Origin of the sequence: Citrobacter sp. MGH105, from assembly GCF_001037485.2 — a bacterium.
Lineage (GTDB): Bacteria > Pseudomonadota > Gammaproteobacteria > Enterobacterales > Enterobacteriaceae > Citrobacter > Citrobacter portucalensis.
The window spans coordinates 1,723,644-1,745,386 of sequence record NZ_CP073048.1 but is presented as its reverse complement, the minus strand read 5'-3'; the positions used below and the strand labels follow the sequence as shown (position 1 = coordinate 1,745,386).

Below are 21,743 nucleotides of genomic sequence, written 5' to 3'. Positions count from 1 at the left end.
GTGTGATTTTTGCCTGTAAAAATACGAGAAGCGGGTTTACGCCCGAAAAGTGGGACTATTATCCGCCCAGTATAGCGGTGTTACACCATCCCTCAAGGGAAATGATTCATGGCATACTATACATTGTTGCTGTTTATCTTAATGAGCTCATGATTTTTACTCTTCGCCCGTACCAAAAAGAAGCCGTGGACGCCACGCTCAACCATTTTCGCCACCACCGCACCCCGGCGGTTATCGTCCTGCCAACCGGCGCGGGCAAAAGTCTGGTGATTGCTGAACTGGCCCGCGTGGCACGTGGTCGCGTACTGGTACTGGCGCACGTCAAAGAACTGGTCGCACAAAACCATGCCAAATATTGTGCGCTGGGGCTTGAAGCCGATATTTTTGCCGCAGGCCTGAAGCGTAAAGAGAGCCACGGGAAAGTAGTCTTTGGCAGCGTACAGTCGGTAGCGCGTAATCTGGAGGCCTTTCAGGGTGAATTCTCACTGCTGATCGTCGATGAATGCCACCGTATTGGCGATGATGAAGAGAGTCAGTATCAGCAAATCCTCACTCACCTGACTAAAGTAAATCCCCACTTACGCCTGCTCGGGCTTACCGCCACGCCTTTTCGTTTGGGCAAAGGCTGGATTTATCATTTTCATTATCACGGTATGGTGCGCGGCGATGAAAAAGCGCTGTTTCGCGACTGCATTTATGAATTACCGCTGCGCTACATGATTAAACACGGCTACCTGACGCCGCCAGAACGCCTCGACATGCCGGTCGTGCAGTATGACTTTAGTCGCCTGCAGGCGCAGAGTAACGGCCTGTTTAGCGAAGCGGATCTGAATCAGGAGCTGAAAAAGCAGCAGCGAATAACGCCACATATCATCAGCCAGATTATCGAGTTTGCCCAAACCCGCAAAGGGGTGATGATTTTCGCCGCCACCGTTGAGCACGCCAAAGAAATTCAGGGCCTGCTGCCCGCTGACGACGCCGCGCTAATCACTGGAGATACGCCAGGCGCTGAGCGCGACGTGCTGATTGAAGAGTTCAAAGCCCAGCGTTTTCGCTATCTGGTGAATGTATCGGTCCTGACCACCGGATTCGATGCCCCGCACGTCGACCTTATCGCCATTCTGCGCCCAACAGAGTCAGTTAGCCTTTACCAACAAATTGTTGGTCGTGGGTTGCGCCTTGCACCGGGTAAAACCGACTGTCTGATCCTCGATTATGCCGGCAACCCGCACGATCTGTACGCACCGGAAGTGGGTGCACCGAAAAGGAAAAGCGACAACGTTCCGGTACAGGTGTTCTGTCCTGCCTGCGGATTTGCAAACACCTTCTGGGGCAAAACCACGGCAGACGGCACGCTGATTGAACATTTTGGCCGCCGCTGCCAGGGATGGTTTGAAGATGATGACGGCCATCGCGAACAGTGCGATTTTCGTTTCCGTTTTAAAAACTGCCCACAGTGCAACGCGGAAAATGACATCGCCGCCCGCCGTTGTCGCGAGTGCGACACGGTGCTGGTTGACCCGGATGACATGCTGAAAGCCGCGCTCAGGCTCAAAGATGCGCTGGTCCTGCGCTGTAGCGGTATGGTGTTACAAAACGGGCAGGATGATAAAGGCGAATGGCTGAAAATCACCTATTACGATGAAGACGGCGCTGACGTCAGCGAACGCTTTCGCCTGCACACTCCCGCGCAGCGTACGGCCTTCGAACAACTGTTTATTCGCCCGCACACCCGAACACCCGGGATACCCTTACGCTGGATAACCGCCGCCGATATCCTCAATCAGCAGGCGTTGTTACGGCATCCTGATTTCGTGGTGGCGCGTATGAAAGGTCAGTACTGGCAGGTCCGTGAAAAGATCTTCGATTATGAAGGTCGCTTTCGTCGGGCACATGAATTACGCGGTTAATCGTACTTTTGATTGATGTACCAGCCGTTTGAGTATAGAATCTCGCCCGCTTTTGCATACGCAAAGCAGATCACTTACCTGTTGCTGGGTCGCCTGTAGCAGGAATTATTAAAGAGAGATTTAAATGTTTACTATCAACGCTGAAGTACGTAAAGAGCAGGGTAAGGGTGCGAGCCGCCGCCTGCGTGCCGCTAACAAGTTCCCGGCAATCATCTACGGTGGCGCAGAAGCCCCGATTGCTATCGAACTGGATCACGATGCAGTTATGAACATGCAAGCTAAAGCTGAATTCTACAGCGAAGTTCTGACCATCGTTGTTGACGGTAAAGAAGTTAAAGTTAAAGCTCAGGCCGTACAGCGTCACCCGTTCAAGCCGAAGCTGTCCCACATCGACTTCGTTCGCGCGTAATCGCAAACAAGTTGAAGAAAAACCCCGCCAAGGCGGGGTTTTTTTATGGGATTTTGTCATCGATACTGATGGTTCTCGTCGACCGGATAAGGCGTTAACGCTCTCACCCGGCACACGGTTTTATTTCCCGCCAGACGTGCGGCGCTGCAGCTGGTCGCGCAGGTTCGGCGGCGTACCTTTGATGGTCAAGGTGTCCGTCGCCGGATCCCAGAAAATACGTTCACCCAGTAACATAGCGTCGAAGTTAATGGTTAACCCACCGCCGCTGCCGGCAAATTTGGTTAACTGACGCAGCGTGCTGCGATCCGCAGGGAAGCTCTCTTCCAGCTCGTAGCCTTTATCAGCGGTAAATTCGCTGAAGCTGACTTCACTGACGCCGGAAAGCTCTTTAGACAGCGACTCCAGTTCGATCTCTTCACCAGCCTGCAGCTGCTCGTTACAGTAGCTGTACACCTGCTGACGCACGTTCTGGCGTTCGGCTTTATCGAGTTGCGCCTCGGCGGTAAAGTCATCGACCGCCTGCAGCAGGCCACGGTTTTGCGCTTTGGCGTTCAGACCTTCGCTGGCACCGAGGAAATCCATAAAGAAATCGGCGACTTTACGCCCGACCCGCCCTTTCAGGAACGTCAGATAGCGCGTGGACTCCGGATTGGTTTCCCACTCGGTTAAATCAATACGCGCCACGATGTCCGCATGATTGATATCCAGATAGTGCGTCGGATTGATATCCAGATTTTCATTGACGCGCATGCTGCTTAAATTGTTCAGCACGGCGACCAGCAGATACTCTACCGCCAGATAGCGGTAATGGCAGAACAGGACAATACCGCCGTCGGCAAAAGGATATTTCGCCAGCTCGTCCCGCAAGCGTCCGGTCGCTGCACGACTAAATGCCAGAAAATCCTCTTCACCCTGACGCTGTAAACGCAGCGTTTGCGCCAGTTCACTCTCTTCGCTAAACAGGCCATAGGCTTTATTCTTGGCGCTATACACCCGATGCAACTCAGCCATCATATCGACAACCGTCGCTGTCGGTTCCAGTAATGAATCGCGCAAGACCAGCTCAAGGTTCTGCTCGTCACGTTTGATAAGCTGGTGCAGGGCAATCTGGTTGATATCCAGACTCATGATAAACTCTCCTTTTAGACCGGGCGGTATTCAACCACCTGCCGGGCAGTGACGCAATAGAAGATAAAAAAGCAGAAAAAAAACTGTCCGTACGGTAATATGTTGCCCTTTCATGAACAGACTGATTTCGATTTATGCCACAAATTTCCCGCTATAGTGACGAACACGTTGAACAACTGCTGAATGAGATGCTCAACGTACTGGAAAAACATAAGGCGCCGACCGACCTTTCCCTGATGGTTCTGGGAAACATGGTGACTAACCTTATCAATACAAGCATCGCACCGGCCCAGCGCCAGGCGATTGCCAACTCTTTTGCCCGCGCATTGCAGTCTTCGGTAAACGACGACCAAGCGCATTAAGAGCCTGCTCCGGGGAAACGAACAACAGTTTATGGTAACTCATCGTCAGCGCTACCGTGAGAAAGTCTCCCAGATGGTTAGCTGGGGGCACTGGTTTGCCTTGTTCAACATTCTGTTGGCCATGGTTCTCGGTAGCCGTTACCTGTTTGTCGCCGACTGGCCGACAACCCTTGCAGGTCGTGTATATTCCTACCTGAGCGTTGTCGGGCATTTTAGCTTTCTGGTGTTTGCCACCTATCTGCTAATCCTGTTTCCCCTGACGTTTATCGTCATGTCCCAGAGGCTGATGCGATTCTTATCAGCTATTCTGGCGACGGCTGGCATGACGCTGTTGTTAATCGACAGCGAAGTTTTCACTCGCTTCCACCTGCACCTCAACCCGATCGTCTGGGAACTGGTCATTAACCCTGACCAGAATGAAGCGGCGCGTGACTGGCAACTGTTGTTTATCAGCGTGCCGGTTATCCTGTTAATAGAAATGTTGTTTGCGACCTGGAGCTGGCAAAAGCTGCGCAGCCTGACGCGTCGTCGCCATTTCGCCAAACCGTTAGCGGCATTCTTCTTCGTTTCTTTTATCGCCTCGCATGTGGTGTATATCTGGGCAGATGCCAATTTCTATCGCCCGATTACCATGCAGCGCGCAAACCTGCCACTCTCTTACCCGATGACGGCGCGTAAGTTTCTGGAAAAACATGGCCTGCTGGATGCGCAAGAGTATCAGCGTCGCCTGATCGAACAGGGCAATCCGGAAGCGGTTTCCGTGCAGTACCCGCTCAGCGAACTGCACTATCGCGATATGGGCACCGGCCAGAACGTTCTGCTGATCACCGTAGACGGCCTGAACTACTCACGCTTTGAAAAACAGATGCCTGCGCTGGCTGAGTTTGCCGGGCAGAATATCTCCTTTACGCGTCACATGAGCTCAGGCAACACCACGGATAACGGGATCTTTGGCCTGTTCTATGGCGTATCACCAAGCTACATGGATGGCATTTTGTCGACCCGAACGCCTGCGGCGCTGATCTCTGCACTGAACCAGCAGGGTTATCAGTTAGGGCTATTCTCCTCGGATGGCTTTACCAGCCCGCTTTATCGTCAGGCGCTACTGTCAGATTTCTCCATGCCGAGCGTGCAAACGCAATCAGACGAACAAACCGCAAGCCAATGGATTAACTGGCTGGGACGCTACGCGCAGGAAGATAATCGCTGGTTCTCCTGGGTCTCCTTTAACGGGACAAACCTTGATGACAGTAACCAGAAGAACTTTGCCAAACGCTACGCCAGCGCCGCTCAGGATGTGGATGCCAATATTAACCGTGTTCTTGGCGCCCTGCGCGACTCGGGTAAACTGGACAACACGGTGGTGATTATTACCGCGGGTCGCGGTGTGCCGCTGACTCAGGAAGAGAACAACTTTGCCTGGTCGCGCGGTCATCTGCAGGTTCCTCTGGTGATTCACTGGCCGGGAACACCTGCCCAGCGTATCAATAGCCTGACCGATCATACAGACCTGATGACGACGCTGATGCAGCGCCTGCTGCATGTCAGCACGCCGGCTAACGAATACTCGCAGGGGCAGGATTTGTTCAATGCTACACGTCGCCATTACTGGGTGACCGCCGCCGACGGCAGCACGATGGCAGTGACTACGCCAGAGATGACGCTGGTGCTGAACAACAACGGAAATTATCAGACCTATGATTTACGTGGCGAGAAAATAAAAGATCAGAAACCGCAGCTCAGCCTGCTGCTACAGGTTCTGACGGATGAGAAACGATTTATTGCTAACTGATTAATTATAAATCAGTTAGTGAGGCATCCTCTTGCATTCGTAGCGGAAAGCAGTAGTATTAGCAGCCATAGCGTCGGCACGTAGCGCAGCCTGGTAGCGCACCGTCATGGGGTGTCGGGGGTCGGAGGTTCAAATCCTCTCGTGCCGACCAAAAATCCCCAAAAAAACCAACCCTTGCGGTTGGTTTTTTTATGTCTGCGATTCCGCATTCCTGAGTTTTACAGCAGCCTTCAGCACAGGTTTTACTACTTACCCATGCACAAATTGGGGTAAAATTCATCCTCTCATCAGCGCGATGAATCTGGACGATTGATGCGCTGAAAACAATAATGATACTAATAAAAGCTCAGGAGAATAGTATGCCTGAAGTAACGCCTTTTCGGGTGCTGATTGTCGACGACCACCCACTCATGCGGCGGGGAATTAGTCAATTATTGCAACTGGATCCCGCATTTGACGTAGTCGCTGAAGCAGGCGACGGCGCAAGTGCTATCGATCTGGCAAACCGTCTGGACCTTGATGTGATCCTGCTGGATCTCAATATGAAAGGTATGAGCGGGCTGGACACCCTGAATGCGCTGCGTCGGGACGGCGTCACCGCGCAAATTATTATTCTTACCGTATCGGATGCCGCCAGCGATGTGTACGCCTTAATTGATGCCGGCGCGGATGGTTATTTACTGAAAGATAGCGATCCCGAAGTCTTGCTGGAAGCCATTCGTAACGGCGCCAAAGGTGGTAAAGCGTTTAGCGCTCGTGTTAGCGAATATCTGCGCGAACGTGACCTGTTTGGTGCGCAGGAAGATCCATTCAGCATTCTCACCGAACGCGAACTGGATGTGTTACACGAGCTGGCTCAGGGGCTGTCGAATAAACAGATTGCGTCGGTACTGAATATTTCCGAACAGACGGTGAAGGTGCATATTCGTAACCTGCTGCGCAAACTCAACGTGCGTTCTCGCGTTGCTGCCACCATCCTGTTTTTGCAAACACGCGGCATGCAGTAATCAATGAGATGCCGGATGTCGACGCAACAGCGTCTTATCCGGCCTACAAAGCTCGCACAGGCCCGAAAGCAGCACGCCTTCGGGCAATCTGGACTCTTACTTCTCCTGCGGCGTTAGCTGCTCCATCGCCTGCTTAATGCTGCGTTCTATCACCGCCCGACGGGTATCATTGGCCGGTAATAATTTCAGCATCATCTCCCATGCCGCAACCGCCTCACCAAAGCGCTGCTGTTCAAAAGCGTTAAACGCGTACATGCTGAGAACCCGCACGTTGGCATGCTCGCCGCGCACCAGCTGGCGTAACAGCTCCCCTCCCCTGCGATTATCGTCAGGATCGGATGAACGGGTCAGTGCTTCCGCATAACCCAGCGCCGCATCGCTGTTTTTAGGATCCAGTCGATAGGCATTGGCATAGGCTTCAGTGGCCGTACTGGCGTTACCGAGTACCATGCCAATACGCCCAAGCATGATCCAACCTTCAACGTTTGTAGGATCGGCTTGTAAACGCGTGCGCAGTCCCAGCGCCAGACGTGTCATATCTTCTTCATTGAGCGGGTCAGCTTTCGGATCCAACGCGCGTTCCAGCAGCGCCGGAGCCTGAGCGGTGGCCTGCTGCCAGACCTGAACCTGCTTATAGCTGCCGGTTTCATAATAGCTCACCGCGCCAACGATCAGCGCCACCACGATGCCGGGCACAAACAACCCAAATCCACCGCGCTTGCCATCCGGGATAACGTCGTCAGGAAACTCTTCAAGCTTCACCCGGACGCGTCGGCGAGAACGGGCAAAAATAATCCAGCCGCCCAGACCAATCGCTACCACCGGCATCACCCACAAAAGCACAGTAAGCGGCGTCAACGGCGGATCGTAAGTGACAAAGTTGCCGTAGCGCGCCACCATGTAGTCGACAATTTCTTTCTGGCTTTTCCCTTCCTGCATCAGTTCGTACACTTTCTGGCGCAGGTCGGTGGCAATCATCGAGTTAGAATCGGCGATACTGTTGTTCTGACATTTAGGACAGCGCAGCTGTTCGGTAAGCTGACGGAACTGCTGCTCCTGCGCTTCATCCTTAAACTGCATCACATCGATGGTCGCCAGCGCTGATCCCGAGATAACCAGCATCAGCAGGCCCAGTAAAAATCTCATTGCGCAGCCTCCTTACTGTACTTATCCCACAACGGTTTGATCTCGCTCTCCCACACCCTGGCATTCAAATCACCGGCATGGCGATAGCGAATAATACCTTTACCGTCGATCAGGAACGTTTCCGGCGCGCCGTACACGCCAAGATCCAGACCGAGCATACCGTCGCCGTCAAACAGGCTTAATGAGTAAGGATTGCCCAGCTCTTTCAGCCAGACAATGGCTTTCTGACGATCGTCTTTATAGTTCAGACCCACCACCCGCACGCCTTGTGCAGATAGCTGGTTCAGATACTGATGTTCAGCGCGACAGGTCGGGCACCAGGTCGCCCAGACGTTCAGCAGTACCGGTTTGCCCTGGGTCAGCACATCGGCCTGATAATGCTGACCCGGATTCTCCAGCGACTCCAGGCGGAATGTCGGAACGGGTTTGCCGATCAGCGCCGATTCCAGATTCGTGGGATCGTCTCCCTGAGCGTTACGCGCCAGCTGCCACAGCAGCGCCGCAGCAATGATCAGAAAAATAATAAACGGAATTAACAGTGCGTTGCGCTTCATACAGCCTCCGACGCATTTTTTTGCACCGCGGCGCGAGGACGCGCGCGCTGACGATAGCGTGGATCAAACAGGCAGAACAATCCGCCCAGCGCCATCAGCAATCCTCCGGCCCAAATCCAGCGAATAAACGGTTTGTAGTACAGACGCACAGCCCATGTGCCGTTATCCAGTTCTTCACCCAGCGCGGCGTACAGATCGCGCGTGAATCCGCCGTCAATTGCCGCTTCGGTCATCATCGAACTGGTGCTGTTATAGAAGCGTTTTTCCGCATGCAGCGTGGCTTCCGGTTTACCATCTCGGGTAACGCCAATAATGGCGACACCGCCCCGGTAGTTAGGTCCGGTAATATCTTTCACTTCGCGGAACGTGAACTGATAGCTATGGATACTGACGCTATCACCTGCTTTCATACGCACATCGCGTTCAACGCTGTAGTTCTGGCTAAAGGCAATACCGACAATAGTTATCGCCAGCCCAACGTGGCCCGACACCATGCCCCAATAGCTTGGTGTTAACTTCGTTCCGCGGGAAACACGCAGGAATGCTTCGGACATCGCCAGCACGAATATCCAGCATGCCATCGCCAGCCCAACCACCGTCATAGCGGCAATGCGATCCTCAAACAACCACGGCAGCAGCAGCGACAGAACAAGCGTGGTGACAAACGCGATAATCAGTAACGTTTTCAGTTTACGCGGTCGGTCACGGCCCCAGCGCACTAATGGCCCAATACCCAGCAACAGCGCGAACGGCGCCATCAGCCAGGTAAACATGGTGTTGAAGAACGGTTCGCCAATCGAAATACTGCCCAGACCCAGTTGTTTGTGCACCAGCGGCAGCAGCGTGCCCAAAAGCACCACCAGCATGGCGGCAATCAGCAGAACGTTGTTGCCCAACAGCAGAGATTCACGCGACCACAGCGCGTTGTTCACCCGTGAGCGGACCTTGTGACCGCGCACCGCAAACAGCAACAGGGAGCCGCCAATCACCAATACCATAAAGGCCAGAATAAACATCCCGCGCGACGGATCGGAGGCGAAGGCATGCACCGATACCAGCACGCCGGAGCGTACCAGGAAAGTACCCAATAGGCACAGCGAGAATGCGCAGATTGACAGCAGCAGCGTCCAGGCTTTAAAGCTGGCACGCTGTTCGGTTACCGACAGCGAGTGCATCAGCGCCGTTCCCACCAGCCATGGCATAAACGAGGCGTTCTCAACCGGATCCCAGAACCACCAACCGCCCCAGCCCAGCTCGTAATAGGCCCAGGCCGAACCGAGTACAATACCCAGCGTCAGGAACACCCATGCCGCCAGCGTCCACGGACGCGAAAAACGGGCGAAGGTACTGTCCAGTCGTCCGCTCATCAGCGCGGCAATCGCAAACGCGAAGGCCACGGAGAAGCCGACATACCCCATGTACAGCAACGGCGGATGGAAAATCAGTCCCGGATCCTGCAACAGCGGGTTCAGGTCGCGCCCTTCAATAGGGAAGTTGGGCAACGTACGGGCAAACGGGTTGGAGGTAAACAGAATAAACAGCAGAAAGCCAACGCTTACCATCCCCATCACCGCCAGCACGCGGGCAACGATGTCCAGCGGCATACGCTGGCTGAACGCCGCAACGGCGAACGTCCAGCCGCTCATCAGCAGCACCCATAGCAACAGCGAGCCTTCATGAGCCCCCCAGGTTGCCGCGACCCGATACCAGACCGGAAGTTGGGTATTGGAGTTGCTGGCAACGTAGGTGACAGTAAAGTCATTAACCACGAAGGCGTTGACCAGAATCAGGAACGCCCCCATCACGCAGATAAAAAGAACCCAGGCAAAAGGCCGCGCGGAGGCCATCATTCGCACGTCGCCGCGCGCTACGCCCCACAGCGGAAAGACTGACAGTAGTAACGCCACGCCGAGCGCAAGGCACAACAGCGCATTGCCAATTTCAGGCATCATGACGTTTTATCCTTATAAACACTTTCCGGGCGACGATGGTTTTCCTGCATCGCTTTTTCGACTTCCGGCGGGGTGTAATTCTCATCATGTTTGGCAAGAACCTCTTTGGCCTGCACATGATTTCCTTCGTTCAGTTCGCCCTGAACAACAACACCCTGCCCTTCGCGGAACAGATCCGGCAGAATGCCTTCGTAGGTGACATCCACCACACCTTCGGCGTCATAGATACTGAAATTCACCTTCAACGACTGCGGATCGCGCTTTACGCTACCGGGCATCACCATTCCGCCCACGCGCAGGCGCTGACCGACTTCGGGCATCTGCTGCGTTTCGCGCTTACCGTAGAGTATCTCTCCCGGCGTATAGAACAGGTCAATATTAGAACGCAGCGCATAAAGCACCAGCGTAATGGTCAACGCCAGACCCGCCAGTACCGCACAGGCTATCCATAACCGATTTTTACGTCGAATATTCACGCCGCCTCCCGTTGCACTTGCGCCGCACGCATACGCGCTTCTCTCGCCCGCTGCTGCGCTACACCGCGTAAAATTGCGCGATGTTGTAACGTGGAATGCAGTACCAGCACCACCAGCGGGATAACGCTCATCGCTACGGCAAGCCAGACATACAAGGCGTAGCCGCCCATCGCGAAAAAATCACTCCATGATGCAAATGCAGGGGTCATTGGCGGCCTCTTTTTAAGATCAGTTCGCTCACCCACGGGCGGCGTTTTTCCATCATCAAAATCAGGTTACGCATGCGCATCAGCGCCAGCGTGACAAACAGTAACAGATAGCCGACGATTGCCAGACGCAGCGGCGTACGCATCGCCGGATCGATGCTTTGCTGCATGCGGGTAGAACCCTGATGCAGCGTATTCCACCACTCAACCGAGTAGTGGATAATCGGTAAGTTGACCACGCCAATCAGCACCAGAATACCGGCGGCACGACCTGCCAGACGGCGGTCGTCAAAGGCATGCCACAGCGCAATGGCACCCACGTAGAGAAACAACAGTACCAGTTCAGAGGTGAGTCGAGCATCCCAGACCCACCAGGTTCCCCACATCGGTTTGCCCCATGCGGAGCCGGTCACCAGCGCAATAAAGGTAAACACTGCACCAATCGGCGCCATCGCAGCCAGCGCCAAATTGGCCATTTTCATCTGCCAGACCAGGCCGATAAACGCGGCAACAGCCATCGAGGCATAAATGCCCATCGACCAGATTGCCGCCGGAACGTGCAGATAAATAATGCGATAGCTCTGCCCCTGCTGATAATCCGCAGGCGCAAAACCAAAGCCCCAGACCCATCCCGTTATCAGTACCACCGCGCTGGCAATCGCCAGCCACGGGATAAACCAGCCACAGATCTGATAGAGCCGAGGGGGCATCGCCAATTGATGAAGTGTTTTCCACATAGTTCAGTCACCAGACTCCATAAATTAAAATCCGTTGTGCCAGAGCGCCTTGCCCGGCCTACACATCTAATTCTCGTTACTGCACGCTTATCCGTAACGCCGCGGCTGTGGCAAACGGGCTTAACGTGGCGCTGCCGACCAGCAACGCGCCCAGAATTGCCATGTACCCTTCAACCGGTAAGTGCATAGAAGCCGCATCCATCGCGGCGGTTGCAAAAATCAGTAAGGGTATGGTGAGCGGGAGCACCAGCACGCTTAACAACACGCCGCCGCGCTTTAAGCCCACCGTCAGCCCCACACCCGGCGCACCGAGGAAGCCCAGCGTCGGCGTTCCGAGTAACAACGTCAGCGCCATAATTTTCCAGCTGTACATATCCATGCCCAGCAGCAGCGCCACTAGCGGCGAGAGGATCAACAGCGGCAGGCCGGTCACGACCCAGTGCGCCATCACTTTCGCCAGCACCACGGCCGGTAGCGGTAACGGCAGCAGCATCAGTTGCTCAAGGCTGCCGTCCTGCAGATCATCACGAAACAGGCGTTCCAGCGCCAGCAATGACGCCAGCAGCGCCGCAACCCAAATGATGCCCGGCGCAATGCGCGCCAGAAGCTGCGGCTCCGGCCCAATGCTCAGGGGGAACAGCGTAATAACAATCAGGAAGAACCATAAAGGATTGGCGATTTCCGCACTATGACGAAACGCAACTCGCAGTTCTAAACGGAAGATTCGCCACATCATTGCGTTGCCCTCTCGCTGGTCAGCGCAATACGTCGCACTTTATCGGTTTCGACATTGAGCGGTTGGTGGGTGGTGAGAATAACAATACCGCCCTGCTCCGTATGCTGCGCCATACGCTGAGTCAGTCGCTCAACGCCGTTCACATCAATGGCGGTAAAGGGTTCATCGAGGATCCACAGCCGGGCGCGGGTCAGCCACAAACGGGCCAGCGCTACGCGCCGCTGTTGTCCGGCGGAGAGCTGGTTCACCGGGATATCTTCATATCCAGCAAGTCCCGCCTGCGCCAGCGCAGCCAGACACTGTGCAATGTCGCCGTCATGATGAAAGAAACGCAGGTTCTCCAACGCCGAAAGCCGGGTTTTTATCCCCGGCTGATGTCCGATCCACAGCAGTTGCTGATGGTAGCTGTCCCGCACGTGATGCACCGGCTGCTCTTGCCAGCAAACCTCCCCTGCATCGGGACGCGCCAGCCCGGTAAGCAACCGCAGCAGAGTGGTTTTCCCTGCGCCGTTGCTGCCGGTAATTTGTACCCATTCCCCTGCGTTGACGCGAAATGACAGATTGCTGAACAGAATTCTGTCATCTCGCTCGCAAAGTAATTCTCTGGCTTCAAGCATACCTGGTTATCTACATCCTGTTAAAAGCCCGGTTTGACTTCGCGCATATCAGGCAGTTTGTGCGCTATCCCTTTATGACAGTCAATACAGGTTTGCCCGTCTTTCACGGCCTGGTCGTGCATTTTGGCCGCAACGCCTTTCTGGGCGGTTAAATCCATAAACTCGAAGTTGTGACAGTTTCGGCACTCTTGCGAATTATTATCTTTCATACGCCGCCACTCATTTTGCGCCATCGTCAGACGATGGTCTTCAAATTTCTGCGGTGTATCTATCAGCCCCAGTGCTTTCGCGTACAGCTCTTTACTGGCCTTGATCTTACGGATCATTTTCGGGCCCCACTCATGGGGGACGTGACAATCAGGGCAAGTCGCTCGCACACCACTGCGGTTGTTGTAGTGTACGGTTTCCATGTATTCCTGGTATACCGTATTGCGCATTTCGTGACAGCTAATGCAGAACTCTTCTGTATTGGCCTTTTCCATACCGGTATTAAAGCCGCCCCAGAAAATAATGCCGCCCACAAAGCCGATTAACAACAGCGTGCCGAGCGCCAGACGGCTGGGGCGACGCCACCATTGCCAGACGCGCTTAATCCAGCCTGGTTTACGGTTAGAATTTTCCATAATGACCTCTTATTTCCCGTAACCTTTCGAGGGGGTGAAGGTATTTTCAACAATCGGCGCGGCGTCAGCCTGCGGAACGTGACATTGCAGGCAGAAATAACGACGCGGCGCAACTTCAGCCAATACCTTGCCGTCGCTGTCCATAAAGTGCGTCGGACTGATGCGCGGCGCACCGGTGGTGCGATAGCTTTCCACACCGTGGCATTGCAGGCAGCGGTTAGTGTTAGTCGTTACCTGATACCCTTCAACGCTATGCGGAATCATCGGCGGCTGATTCACATAGTTCAGCGGCATGCGCTCTTGCTCTTTCGGCATGCGAATCGCCCCTTCTTGTGTTCCTGAGACTTCCGGTGACTGGCTCAGATCCACTCCATTTGCAGCCCAAACGGCCCCACTGACGACCAGGGCAAGCAGGGCCGTCCATTGACACAGCGTCTTAATCAGGTCATGGCTTTTCATGATTTCGCTCCCGAACTCCATCGTGTTGTTATTGTAAAAACATCCTCAGAACAGACATCCACGCAGCGACCGCAGGCCATGCAATCGCGGCTGGTTACCTGCACCGGACTTTGCTCATCCAGCACCGGCGCACGTAGCACATGCGGTTCCGGGCAAACATGAAAACAATCCATACAGCGGTTACATCTGTTACGTTCTTTTGCCGAAACGGTTAATGCCCCTTTGCTTCCCACCACGCTATACAGCGCACCCAGTGGGCAAAGATGCCCGCACCAGCCATGCTCAACGACCAGTAAATCAAATAAAAACAGCGCGAGGATCAGCAACGCTCCGCTACCGAATCCCATTACCAGGCTCCGTCCAAGCAGAGAGACTGGATTTATCCACTCCCACAACAGCGTACCGGTCAGGGCGGAACCGACCAGGATAACCACCAGCAGGACGTACCGTATATGGCGCGGCAGGGTTGCGGACTGATTCAGGTCAAACCTTCTGCGCAACCAACTGGCTAAATCGGTAACCGGGTTCATGGGACAAACCCAGCTACAAAACAGCCGCTTACCGGCCAGGGCATACAGCACCGTGATGATAGCTGCTCCCGTTAACGCCACCGTCGCCGGCAGATGCCCGCTGGCCAGGCTTTGCAGAGTAATCAGCGGATCGGTGAACGGGATAGCGTCCAGCAACAGGCTGCTACTGTAGTTGCCATGCAGGATCCATACGCCAAGCCACGGGCCGCTGAGGAACATCGCCAGTATCAGAAACTGGCTCAAACGACGCAGCAGCAGCCAGCGATGACTCTTCCACCATCCTTTTTTTGCCTGCGCTTCACGCCCCGCATCACGTTTACGATTTGCCATTGTTCCCCTCCAGCCAACCGAAGCGGTAATGGTGTCCTAACTCCCCTTTCGCCAGCGACAGCGGCAGCACTTTTATTGCTGGCTGTTCCAGTACGCAGACTTTTTCGCATTTCCCACAGCCGGTACAGGCATCGCTGTGCACGGTCGGAATAAACCGCGCATGCTTGCCGGTACGCATGTTGCGGTCCAGCTCCAGGGTGATCGCCTCATCAATTTTCGGGCACTCGCGATAGCAAACGTCGCAGCGTAATCCCTGATAGTTGAGGCAGTTTTCGTGATCCAGCAGTACCGCCAGCCCCATACGCGAATCGTCAATGGATTCAATTTCCCTGTCCAACGCGCCGCTCGGGCAGACTTTGGCACACGGAATGTCCTCACACATTTCGCAGGGAATATCACGGGCGACAAAATATGGCGTACCGGCCGCCAGCCCGGAGGCCAGCGTTGCCAGCTTCAGCGTGTCATACGGGCATGCCTGAACGCACTGACCGCAGCGCACACAGGCGCTGGCGAATGCCTCCTCGCTCAGTGCGCCAGGCGGGCGTAACCGCACGCCGGTTGCACGTGCGGTTTGTTGTTGCAACCCCAGCGCCACGCCAACGACGGCCAGCCCGCCCGCTGCGCGAACCATATCGCGTAGAAAGCGGCGGCGGCCATTTTGGGGTTTTGCTGACCGGGACATAACGCGTTACACCTTCGCCAGTTTCACGGCGCACTTCTTGAAATCCGTCTCTTTGGAGAGCGGATCCGTCGCATCCAGCGTCAGGTTGTTCACCAGCTGTGCGGCATCGAAGAACGGCATATACACCAGCCCCTGCGGCGGACGGTTACGACCGCGTGTTTCAACAATCGAAATCACTTCGCCACGACGGGAAATCACTTTGACCTTATCGCCACGGCGCAGATCGCGTGCTTTTGCATCCAGCGGGTGGATAAACAGCACGGCTTCCGGGAAAGCACGGTGTAGTTCAGGCACACGACGCGTCATACTGCCGGTATGCCAGTGTTCCAGCACACGTCCGGTAGACAGCCACAGGTCATATTCTTTATCCGGCGCTTCAGCAGCAGGTTCAAATGGCAGCGCGAAGATAACCGCTTTACCGTCCGGTTTACCGTAGAACTTGTAGCTTTCACCTGCTTTCACGTAAGGGTCGTTGCCTTCGCTGTAGCGCCACTGGGTCTCTTTACCCTCAACGACCGGCCAGCGTAAACCGCGCGCTTTGTGGTAATCGTCAAATGGCGCAAGATCGTGCCCGTGACCGCGGCCAAACCAGGCGTACTCTTCGAACAAGCCTTTTTGCAGATAGAAGCCCAGCTCGCGGGATTCATCGTTCAGTTGATCTTCAGCCAGTTCAGTCACTGGGAATTTCGTTACTGCTGGCGTAGCAAACAGCACGTCATACAGCGTTTTACCGCGCAGTTCCGGTTTTTGTGCCAGCAGCTCTTCCGGCCATACTTCTTCTGTTTTGAAGCGACGAGAGAATTGCACCAGTTGCCACAGATCCGATTTCGATTCGCCCGGCGCTTTAATTTGCTGACGCCAGAACTGTGTACGGCGTTCCGCGTTCCCGTAGGCGCCTTCTTTCTCTACCCACATCGCGGTCGGCAGGATCAGGTCAGCCGACAGGGCGCTGATCGTCGGGTACGGATCGGAGACGATGATGAAGTTACGCGGATCGCGCCAGCCCGGCATACGCTCTTCGTTGATGTTCGGACCGGCCTGCATGTTGTTAGTACACATCGCCCAGTAGACGTTGAGCTTGCCATCTTTCAGCGCGCGATCTTGCGCCACGGCGTGCAGACCAACTTTTGCCGGAATGGTCCCTGACGGAATATTCCAGTGCTTCTCACAGATATCGCGGTGTTTTTCGTTCGTTACCACCATGTCCGCAGGCAGACGGTGGGAGAACGTACCGACTTCACGCGCGGTGCCGCACGCTGAAGGCTGGCCGGTCAGAGAGAACGGGCCGCAGCCTGGCTGGGAGATTTTGCCAGTCAGCAAGTGCAGGTTATAGACCAAGTTGTTGGCCCACACGCCGCGGGTGTGCTGGTTAAAGCCCATCGTCCAGTAGGAGATGACTTTTTTCTTCGGATCGGCATACAGCTGCGCCAGCTGTTCCAGCTGATCTTTCGGCACACCGGTCATTTCGGCGGTTTTATCCAGCGTGTACTCAGCAACGAAGGCTTTGTAATCCTCAAAGCTCATCGGTTCAGAAGCATCGGATCCCGGGTTTTTCGCCGCTTTTTCCAGCGGATGGGTTGGACGCAGACCGTAGCCGATGTCCGTCACGCCTTTACGCAGGTTAACGTGCTTGCTAAAGAAATCCTGGTTAATCGCATTGTTTTGAATAATGTAGTTCGCGATGTAGTTGAGGATCACCAGATCGGTTTGCGGCGTGAAGACCATACCGTTATCCGCCAGCTCAAAGCTGCGGTGCTGGAAGGTGGAAAGAACCGCGACGTTAACATTAGGATCGGACAGACGACGGTTGGTGATGCGCGACCACAGGATCGGGTGCATCTCTGCCATATTCGCGCCCCACAGGACGAAGGCATCCGCATGTTCGATATCGTCATAGCAGCCCATCGGTTCATCCATACCGAAGGTACGCATAAAACCGACTACCGCTGAGGCCATGCAGTGACGTGCGTTCGGGTCGATGTTATTGGAACGGAAACCCGCTTTAAACAATTTGGCAGCGGCATAACCTTCCCAAATCGTCCACTGGCCAGAGCCGAACATACCGATAGACTCCGGGCCTTTCTCTTTCATCGACGTTTTGAATTTCTCTTCCATCACGTCAAAGGCCTGGTCCCAGCTAATCGGGGTGAACTCGCCTTCTTTGTGATACTTGCCGTCTTTCATGCGCAGCATCGGCTGCGTTAAACGGTCTTTTCCGTACATGATTTTCGGCAGGAAGTAACCTTTGATGCAGTTAAGCCCACGGTTAACCGGCGCATCCGGATCGCCCTGGCATGCCACAACACGCCCTTGCTGCGTTCCGACCAATACGCCACAGCCCGTCCCGCAAAAACGGCACGGGGCTTTGTCCCATTTGATGGCTTCTTGCTGACCGACTACCGCGCGGGCAACGCCCGGCACGCTTAACCCGGCAGCCGCCGCAGCGGCCGCAACGGCGTTAGCTTTCATAAAGCTACGACGACTGAGTTTCATGGTGTTTCCTCACCTTGCTCATCCTGCTGGTGATAAACCAGCGACACCGCCAGTACGCCCGCAACGTTGCGTACTGACTCAATTGTTTTCATTAGCGTTTCACTTTGCTCAGCTTCCACCACCACAATCAACTGACCACTTTCCACATCGCTGAGTGCAACTTCGCAACCGGAAAAGGAACGCAACTGCGTGGCGATATCGTTGATATGCTGGCTTTTGGCCTGAACGACCAGGCTGCAGACCTGCCAGTTATTGTCCATGGTTGTACTCCGCGTTAATGGCTGATACCGGGCAGATAGCGACACAGGCGCCACATCCGTTACAGTCCTGATTGTCGAGCTGCGGCTGATAAATGCCGGAAAGCGTGGGGCGAAAGGTTATTGCCATGGGCTCACAGCTATCCTGACAGCGGTGACATTCAACGGACTGATGTGCGAGACAGTTTTCCCCAATCGTAAAATTCAGATCCCATGCCCTGGTGTGGCGCGGAAGAAAAAGTGATTCGGGACAGGCTTCTGCGCAGGCATAGCAAAAGCTGCACTCGCCGTGTTTGAAATTTACGCTCGGGTAACCACCCTGGCCTCGCTGCAGGATGTCGGTTTCGCACGCCTGGATGCAGGCGTCACAACGGAGGCAATGGGCCAGAAAGTGAGAGTCTTCCTTGCTCCACGGCGGACGAATCCCTGCGCTGGCGTTTCGCCAACTGCCTGTCAACATGCCTCGACGGGATAAATCAACCATGACATTGTCCTTCCATAATGACGCCCTCCCTCGGCGGGTTGAACGACATAAAAAACTGCACTATTTATGAGTAGTTATTTTTAGCCGTAAGATATTTCAGGATGTGTTAGAGGTGCATACCCCAATTGGGGTAAATGCTGTTGCCGGATCAAAGGAGTGTTGAGTTGGCGGGAAAAAATGCGCTTTTGCTCACATTTCAATGAGTTATATAACAATGTATATAACGACTTACTCAAAAAGAAAAAGATCTCAATATTAGGATAATTCCTAGGATATATCGCTACCATGGCAACGAAACGCTACCTAATACACTTTAAATATAAGTAAATCCAGATTAATAGATTATCCAAATATGTTAACCTGCTACAGACTCGTTCATAAGACAGAAGAAAGGAAACACTGTGAACAATAAGATGAAGACAATTGTCCCTGCCGTACTTTTCGCCGCCTTTGCCAGCACCTCTGCATGGGCTGCCAGTAACGATACCGCCGCTCAGCCGCTGGAAAAAGTCGCCCCTTATCCCAAGGCGGAAAAGGGTATGAAGCGCCAGGTTATCCAGCTTACCCCTGAGAAAGATGAATCTACTCTGAAAGTAGAACTGCTGATCGGACAAACGCTGGAAGTTGACTGTAACCAACACCGCCTGGGCGGAGAACTGGACAGCAAAACGCTGGAGGGTTGGGGATATGACTACTATGTCTTTGACAAAGTTACGTCTCCGGTTTCAACCATGATGGCCTGCCCGGACGGTAAGAAAGAGAAGAAATTCATTACTGCGCATCTGGGTGATGACGGCATGCTGCGTTACAACAGCAAGTTGCCGATTGTGGTCTATACCCCGGAAAACGTGGACGTTAAATACCGTATCTGGAAAGCGGAAGACAAAATTCAGGACGCAGTCGCGCGCTAAGTGAGAATGTGCCGGATGGCAGCGTACCGCCTTATCCGGCCTACAGACGCATAAACAATGCCGGATAAGCGCAGCAGCGCCATCCGGCATTTTATTTTACAGCGCGATATCCGCGACGGCTTTCTGTTCAGGCTGAGGTTGTGCCTGAGGTTTCAGCTGTGGTTTCGGCGCTTCATCAGCAACCTGCGGCTTGTCATATTTCAGACCCAGAACCTCACTGGTGTACTGCAGCTCTTGTTCCGTAGCCTCAACGTTACCGTTCAGCTTAGTACCATAAGACGGAATAATGGTTTTCAGCTTCGCCTGCCACTCGGGGCTGGCTACTTTATCTTTAAACACTTTTTCCATCAGATGCAGCATGATCGGTGCCGCAGTTGATGCGCCCGGAGAAGCTCCCAGCAGCGCTGCAATCGTGCCTTCTTTATCGCTGACGACTTCAGTGCCCAGACGCAGCACGCCGCCCTTCTCCGCATCGCTTTTGATGATCTGCACACGCTGGCCAGCCTGCCATAAACGCCAGTCTTCTTTTTTCGCCTGCGGATAGTACTCTTGCAGCGCAGCAAAACGGTCGTCGTCGCTGAGCATCACCTGGCTCACCAGATATTTCACCAGATCGAAGTTATCCAGACCCACGTTGACCATCGGCATAAAGTTTGAGGTGGTGGTCGAGCTGAGCAGATCCCACAATGAACCATTCTTCAGGAACTTGGTGGAGAATGTCGCGAATGGCCCAAACAGCACAACGCGCTTGCCATCAAGGATACGGGTGTCGATATGCGGTACAGACATCGGCGGCGCGCCAACGGAGGCCTGACCGTACACTTTCGCCAGGTGGCGATTGACCACATCCGGATTTTCTGCAACCAGGAACTGCCCGCCCACCGGGAATCCGGCATAGCCTTTCGCTTCCGGAATGTCGGTTTCCTGCAACAGCTTCAGCGCAGCGCCACCGGCACCGATAAAGACAAATTTCGCCTTGATATCGTGTTCCGCTTCGTTATTTTTCAGATCGGCGACTGTGACAGTCCAGCTATTATCGGCATTACGCTTAAAGCCACGCACTTCGGTGCTCAACTGCAGCGCAAAGTTGGGCTTTTTCTGCAATGAGGTAATCAGTTGGCGGGTGATTTCGCCGTAATTCACGTCAGTACCAATCTCGGTACGCGTTGCCGCGACTTTCTGCTGCGGATCGCGACCTTCCATGACCAGCGGCGCCCACTCTTTGATCTGCGCGTGGTCTTCTGAATAGCGCATACCACGGAACAGCGTGCTCTGCTGCAGTGCGGTGTAACGGGCACGAAGGAAGTTCACGTTCTCGTCACCCCAGACAAAACTCATGTGCGGAACGGTGGTGATAAACGAGCGTGGTTCATGCATTACGCCATTATTGACCTGATAGGCCCAAAACTGGCGGGAAATCTGGAAGGCTTCGTTAATTTCGACTGCCTTTTCAATGCTGATGCTACCGTCGGCCTTTTTAGGCGTGTAGTTCAGCTCCATCAGTGCGGAGTGGCCGGTTCCGGCGTTATTCCAGCCGTTTGAGCTTTCCTGCGCTACACCATCCAGTCGCTCAACCATGGTCATTGACCATTGCGGCTCCAGCTCCTGTAAATAGGTTCCCAGCGTGGCGCTCATGATGCCGCCGCCAATCAACAGTACATCCGTTTCCTGCTCTTCCGCCGCTTTCGCTTTTGCCGCCATCGAGACAACATTCAGCCCAACGGCCATGGTGAAGAGCATGGCAGTCACTTTTTTCATAATGTTAATGCCTTACTTTTAGTATCGCTTTTTTGCTTTTAATGCAGGTGAAAATCGAGCGGCACCAACGGTAACACTTAAGTAAAAATAATTAAATAAAGTTTATAAATTATATTTAATTTTTAAAAATGTTATTAATACGTTGATAGCTTATGCGGTTATTGACAATTATTTCTGGAAACCG

Annotated in this window: 23 protein-coding genes and 1 tRNA gene; 7 read left to right on the top strand and 17 right to left on the bottom strand. The window is 54.0% G+C overall.

All coding sequences use genetic code 11. The annotated features are described in order from the left end of the window. Positions 1-149 precede the first annotated feature (149 nt). Together SK35_RS08190 and rplY are read left to right on the top strand one after the other, a co-directional pair. Positions 150-1,910 carry a DEAD/DEAH box helicase gene (locus SK35_RS08190; RefSeq protein ID WP_048216406.1) on the top strand — a complete coding sequence of 587 codons (1,761 nt, stop codon included), beginning with the start codon at positions 150-152 and terminating at the stop codon, positions 1,908-1,910. Between the two features lie 124 nt (positions 1,911-2,034). Beyond that, entirely contained in the window at positions 2,035-2,319 is a 285-nt protein-coding gene (rplY, locus tag SK35_RS08185; RefSeq protein ID WP_003027502.1) for a 50S ribosomal protein L25, read from the top strand. Between the two features lie 120 nt (positions 2,320-2,439). On the opposite strand, the gene yejK is transcribed toward rplY, so the two are convergent. Further along, positions 2,440-3,447 (bottom strand): nucleoid-associated protein YejK, encoded by a 1,008-nt coding sequence (gene yejK / locus SK35_RS08180; RefSeq protein WP_003027504.1) that lies wholly within the window; start codon positions 3,445-3,447, stop codon positions 2,440-2,442. A 134-nt stretch (positions 3,448-3,581) separates the two neighbouring features. Between yejK and SK35_RS08175 the strand changes: the two genes are divergently transcribed. The 4 genes from SK35_RS08175 (at position 3,582) to narP (ending at position 6,608) form a co-directional block, all read left to right on the top strand. Beyond that, the gene (locus tag SK35_RS08175; protein WP_003027506.1) at positions 3,582-3,809 is read left to right on the top strand and encodes a YejL family protein; all 228 of its coding nucleotides are present in this window, start codon (positions 3,582-3,584) and stop codon (positions 3,807-3,809) included. 31 nt (positions 3,810-3,840) lie between these two features. Beyond that, positions 3,841-5,601, top strand: a complete 1,761-nt coding sequence (yejM, locus tag SK35_RS08170) for an LPS biosynthesis-modulating metalloenzyme YejM (protein WP_048215895.1) — start codon at positions 3,841-3,843, stop codon at positions 5,599-5,601. Positions 5,602-5,675: 74 nt separating this feature from the next. Next, positions 5,676-5,752, top strand: a tRNA-Pro gene (locus tag SK35_RS08165). Between the two features lie 208 nt (positions 5,753-5,960). Next, a complete protein-coding gene (narP, locus tag SK35_RS08160; protein WP_003834605.1) occupies positions 5,961-6,608 on the top strand; it encodes a nitrate/nitrite response regulator protein NarP in 648 nt (215 codons plus the stop codon). A gap of 96 nt (positions 6,609-6,704) precedes the next feature. On the opposite strand, the gene SK35_RS08155 is transcribed toward narP, so the two are convergent. From SK35_RS08155 to napF, 15 genes are all read right to left on the bottom strand, one after another. Then, a complete protein-coding gene (locus SK35_RS08155) occupies positions 6,705-7,754 on the bottom strand; it encodes a cytochrome c-type biogenesis protein CcmH (protein WP_048215894.1) in 1,050 nt (349 codons plus the stop codon). Next, entirely contained in the window at positions 7,751-8,308 is a 558-nt protein-coding gene (gene dsbE / locus SK35_RS08150) for a thiol:disulfide interchange protein DsbE (RefSeq protein ID WP_003834613.1), read from the bottom strand. Before dsbE ends, SK35_RS08155 begins: the two co-directional genes overlap by 4 nt. Continuing rightward, complete coding sequence (locus tag SK35_RS08145) at positions 8,305-10,260, bottom strand: heme lyase CcmF/NrfE family subunit (RefSeq protein ID WP_048215893.1); 1,956 nt, start codon at positions 10,258-10,260, stop codon at positions 8,305-8,307. Before SK35_RS08145 ends, dsbE begins: the two co-directional genes overlap by 4 nt. After that, positions 10,257-10,736, bottom strand: a complete 480-nt coding sequence (ccmE, locus tag SK35_RS08140) for a cytochrome c maturation protein CcmE (RefSeq protein ID WP_016150677.1) — start codon at positions 10,734-10,736, stop codon at positions 10,257-10,259. Before ccmE ends, SK35_RS08145 begins: the two co-directional genes overlap by 4 nt. Beyond that, on the bottom strand, positions 10,733-10,945 hold the full coding sequence (gene ccmD / locus SK35_RS08135; protein ID WP_048215892.1) for a heme exporter protein CcmD: 213 nt from the start codon (positions 10,943-10,945) through the stop codon (positions 10,733-10,735). The genes ccmE and ccmD overlap by 4 nt, the downstream gene beginning before the upstream one ends. After that, the gene (locus SK35_RS08130) at positions 10,942-11,679 is read right to left on the bottom strand and encodes a heme ABC transporter permease (RefSeq protein WP_003027538.1); all 738 of its coding nucleotides are present in this window, start codon (positions 11,677-11,679) and stop codon (positions 10,942-10,944) included. The genes ccmD and SK35_RS08130 overlap by 4 nt, the downstream gene beginning before the upstream one ends. Positions 11,680-11,755: 76 nt before the next feature. Next, positions 11,756-12,415 (bottom strand): heme exporter protein CcmB, encoded by a 660-nt coding sequence (gene ccmB / locus SK35_RS08125; RefSeq protein ID WP_048215891.1) that lies wholly within the window; start codon positions 12,413-12,415, stop codon positions 11,756-11,758. After that, a complete protein-coding gene (gene ccmA, locus SK35_RS08120; RefSeq protein ID WP_048215890.1) occupies positions 12,412-13,032 on the bottom strand; it encodes a cytochrome c biogenesis heme-transporting ATPase CcmA in 621 nt (206 codons plus the stop codon). Before ccmA ends, ccmB begins: the two co-directional genes overlap by 4 nt. A 20-nt stretch (positions 13,033-13,052) precedes the next feature. Beyond that, complete coding sequence (gene napC, locus SK35_RS08115) at positions 13,053-13,655, bottom strand: cytochrome c-type protein NapC (protein ID WP_003027548.1); 603 nt, start codon at positions 13,653-13,655, stop codon at positions 13,053-13,055. A gap of 9 nt (positions 13,656-13,664) precedes the next feature. Next, positions 13,665-14,114 carry a nitrate reductase cytochrome c-type subunit gene (gene napB / locus SK35_RS08110; protein WP_048215889.1) on the bottom strand — a complete coding sequence of 150 codons (450 nt, stop codon included), beginning with the start codon at positions 14,112-14,114 and terminating at the stop codon, positions 13,665-13,667. Further along, positions 14,111-14,974 carry a quinol dehydrogenase ferredoxin subunit NapH gene (gene napH, locus SK35_RS08105; protein WP_003027552.1) on the bottom strand — a complete coding sequence of 288 codons (864 nt, stop codon included), beginning with the start codon at positions 14,972-14,974 and terminating at the stop codon, positions 14,111-14,113. Before napH ends, napB begins: the two co-directional genes overlap by 4 nt. After that, positions 14,961-15,656 (bottom strand): ferredoxin-type protein NapG, encoded by a 696-nt coding sequence (napG, locus tag SK35_RS08100; protein ID WP_003834629.1) that lies wholly within the window; start codon positions 15,654-15,656, stop codon positions 14,961-14,963. The genes napH and napG overlap by 14 nt, the downstream gene beginning before the upstream one ends. Positions 15,657-15,662: 6 nt before the next feature. Beyond that, positions 15,663-18,149 (bottom strand): nitrate reductase catalytic subunit NapA, encoded by a 2,487-nt coding sequence (napA, locus tag SK35_RS08095; protein WP_008785300.1) that lies wholly within the window; start codon positions 18,147-18,149, stop codon positions 15,663-15,665. Then, the gene (gene napD / locus SK35_RS08090) at positions 18,146-18,409 is read right to left on the bottom strand and encodes a chaperone NapD (protein ID WP_048215888.1); all 264 of its coding nucleotides are present in this window, start codon (positions 18,407-18,409) and stop codon (positions 18,146-18,148) included. Before napD ends, napA begins: the two co-directional genes overlap by 4 nt. Continuing rightward, positions 18,399-18,890, bottom strand: coding sequence for a ferredoxin-type protein NapF (gene napF / locus SK35_RS08085; RefSeq protein WP_003027564.1), 492 nt, complete (start codon positions 18,888-18,890; stop codon positions 18,399-18,401). The genes napD and napF overlap by 11 nt, the downstream gene beginning before the upstream one ends. A gap of 413 nt (positions 18,891-19,303) precedes the next feature. Here napF and eco point away from each other — a divergent pair, with 413 nt between their 5' ends. After that, entirely contained in the window at positions 19,304-19,801 is a 498-nt protein-coding gene (gene eco / locus SK35_RS08080; protein ID WP_048216405.1) for a serine protease inhibitor ecotin, read from the top strand. A gap of 96 nt (positions 19,802-19,897) precedes the next feature. Here the strand turns inward: eco and mqo are convergent, their stop codons facing one another. Continuing rightward, positions 19,898-21,559, bottom strand: coding sequence for a malate dehydrogenase (quinone) (gene mqo, locus SK35_RS08075; RefSeq protein ID WP_003834639.1), 1,662 nt, complete (start codon positions 21,557-21,559; stop codon positions 19,898-19,900). Positions 21,560-21,743 lie beyond the last annotated feature (184 nt).

Coding starts and splice junctions, on each gene's coding strand:
- SK35_RS08155 (WP_048215894.1), bottom strand. CDS start 7,754: ATGAGATTTTTACTGGGCCTGCTGATGCTGGTTATCTCGGGATCAGCG.
- napD (WP_048215888.1), bottom strand. CDS start 18,409: ATGGACAATAACTGGCAGGTCTGCAGCCTGGTCGTTCAGGCCAAAAGC.
- napF (WP_003027564.1), bottom strand. CDS start 18,890: ATGGTTGATTTATCCCGTCGAGGCATGTTGACAGGCAGTTGGCGAAAC.
- dsbE (WP_003834613.1), bottom strand. CDS start 8,308: ATGAAGCGCAACGCACTGTTAATTCCGTTTATTATTTTTCTGATCATT.
- SK35_RS08145 (WP_048215893.1), bottom strand. CDS start 10,260: ATGATGCCTGAAATTGGCAATGCGCTGTTGTGCCTTGCGCTCGGCGTG.
- ccmA (WP_048215890.1), bottom strand. CDS start 13,032: ATGCTTGAAGCCAGAGAATTACTTTGCGAGCGAGATGACAGAATTCTG.
- yejM (WP_048215895.1), top strand. CDS start 3,841: ATGGTAACTCATCGTCAGCGCTACCGTGAGAAAGTCTCCCAGATGGTT.
- yejK (WP_003027504.1), bottom strand. CDS start 3,447: ATGAGTCTGGATATCAACCAGATTGCCCTGCACCAGCTTATCAAACGT.
- eco (WP_048216405.1), top strand. CDS start 19,304: ATGAAGACAATTGTCCCTGCCGTACTTTTCGCCGCCTTTGCCAGCACC.
- SK35_RS08190 (WP_048216406.1), top strand. CDS start 150: ATGATTTTTACTCTTCGCCCGTACCAAAAAGAAGCCGTGGACGCCACG.
- narP (WP_003834605.1), top strand. CDS start 5,961: ATGCCTGAAGTAACGCCTTTTCGGGTGCTGATTGTCGACGACCACCCA.
- ccmB (WP_048215891.1), bottom strand. CDS start 12,415: ATGATGTGGCGAATCTTCCGTTTAGAACTGCGAGTTGCGTTTCGTCAT.
- ccmD (WP_048215892.1), bottom strand. CDS start 10,945: ATGACCCCTGCATTTGCATCATGGAGTGATTTTTTCGCGATGGGCGGC.
- napH (WP_003027552.1), bottom strand. CDS start 14,974: ATGGCAAATCGTAAACGTGATGCGGGGCGTGAAGCGCAGGCAAAAAAA.
- napC (WP_003027548.1), bottom strand. CDS start 13,655: ATGGAAAATTCTAACCGTAAACCAGGCTGGATTAAGCGCGTCTGGCAA.
- napA (WP_008785300.1), bottom strand. CDS start 18,149: ATGAAACTCAGTCGTCGTAGCTTTATGAAAGCTAACGCCGTTGCGGCC.
- napB (WP_048215889.1), bottom strand. CDS start 14,114: ATGAAAAGCCATGACCTGATTAAGACGCTGTGTCAATGGACGGCCCTG.
- rplY (WP_003027502.1), top strand. CDS start 2,035: ATGTTTACTATCAACGCTGAAGTACGTAAAGAGCAGGGTAAGGGTGCG.
- SK35_RS08175 (WP_003027506.1), top strand. CDS start 3,582: ATGCCACAAATTTCCCGCTATAGTGACGAACACGTTGAACAACTGCTG.
- SK35_RS08130 (WP_003027538.1), bottom strand. CDS start 11,679: ATGTGGAAAACACTTCATCAATTGGCGATGCCCCCTCGGCTCTATCAG.
- mqo (WP_003834639.1), bottom strand. CDS start 21,559: ATGAAAAAAGTGACTGCCATGCTCTTCACCATGGCCGTTGGGCTGAAT.
- napG (WP_003834629.1), bottom strand. CDS start 15,656: ATGTCCCGGTCAGCAAAACCCCAAAATGGCCGCCGCCGCTTTCTACGC.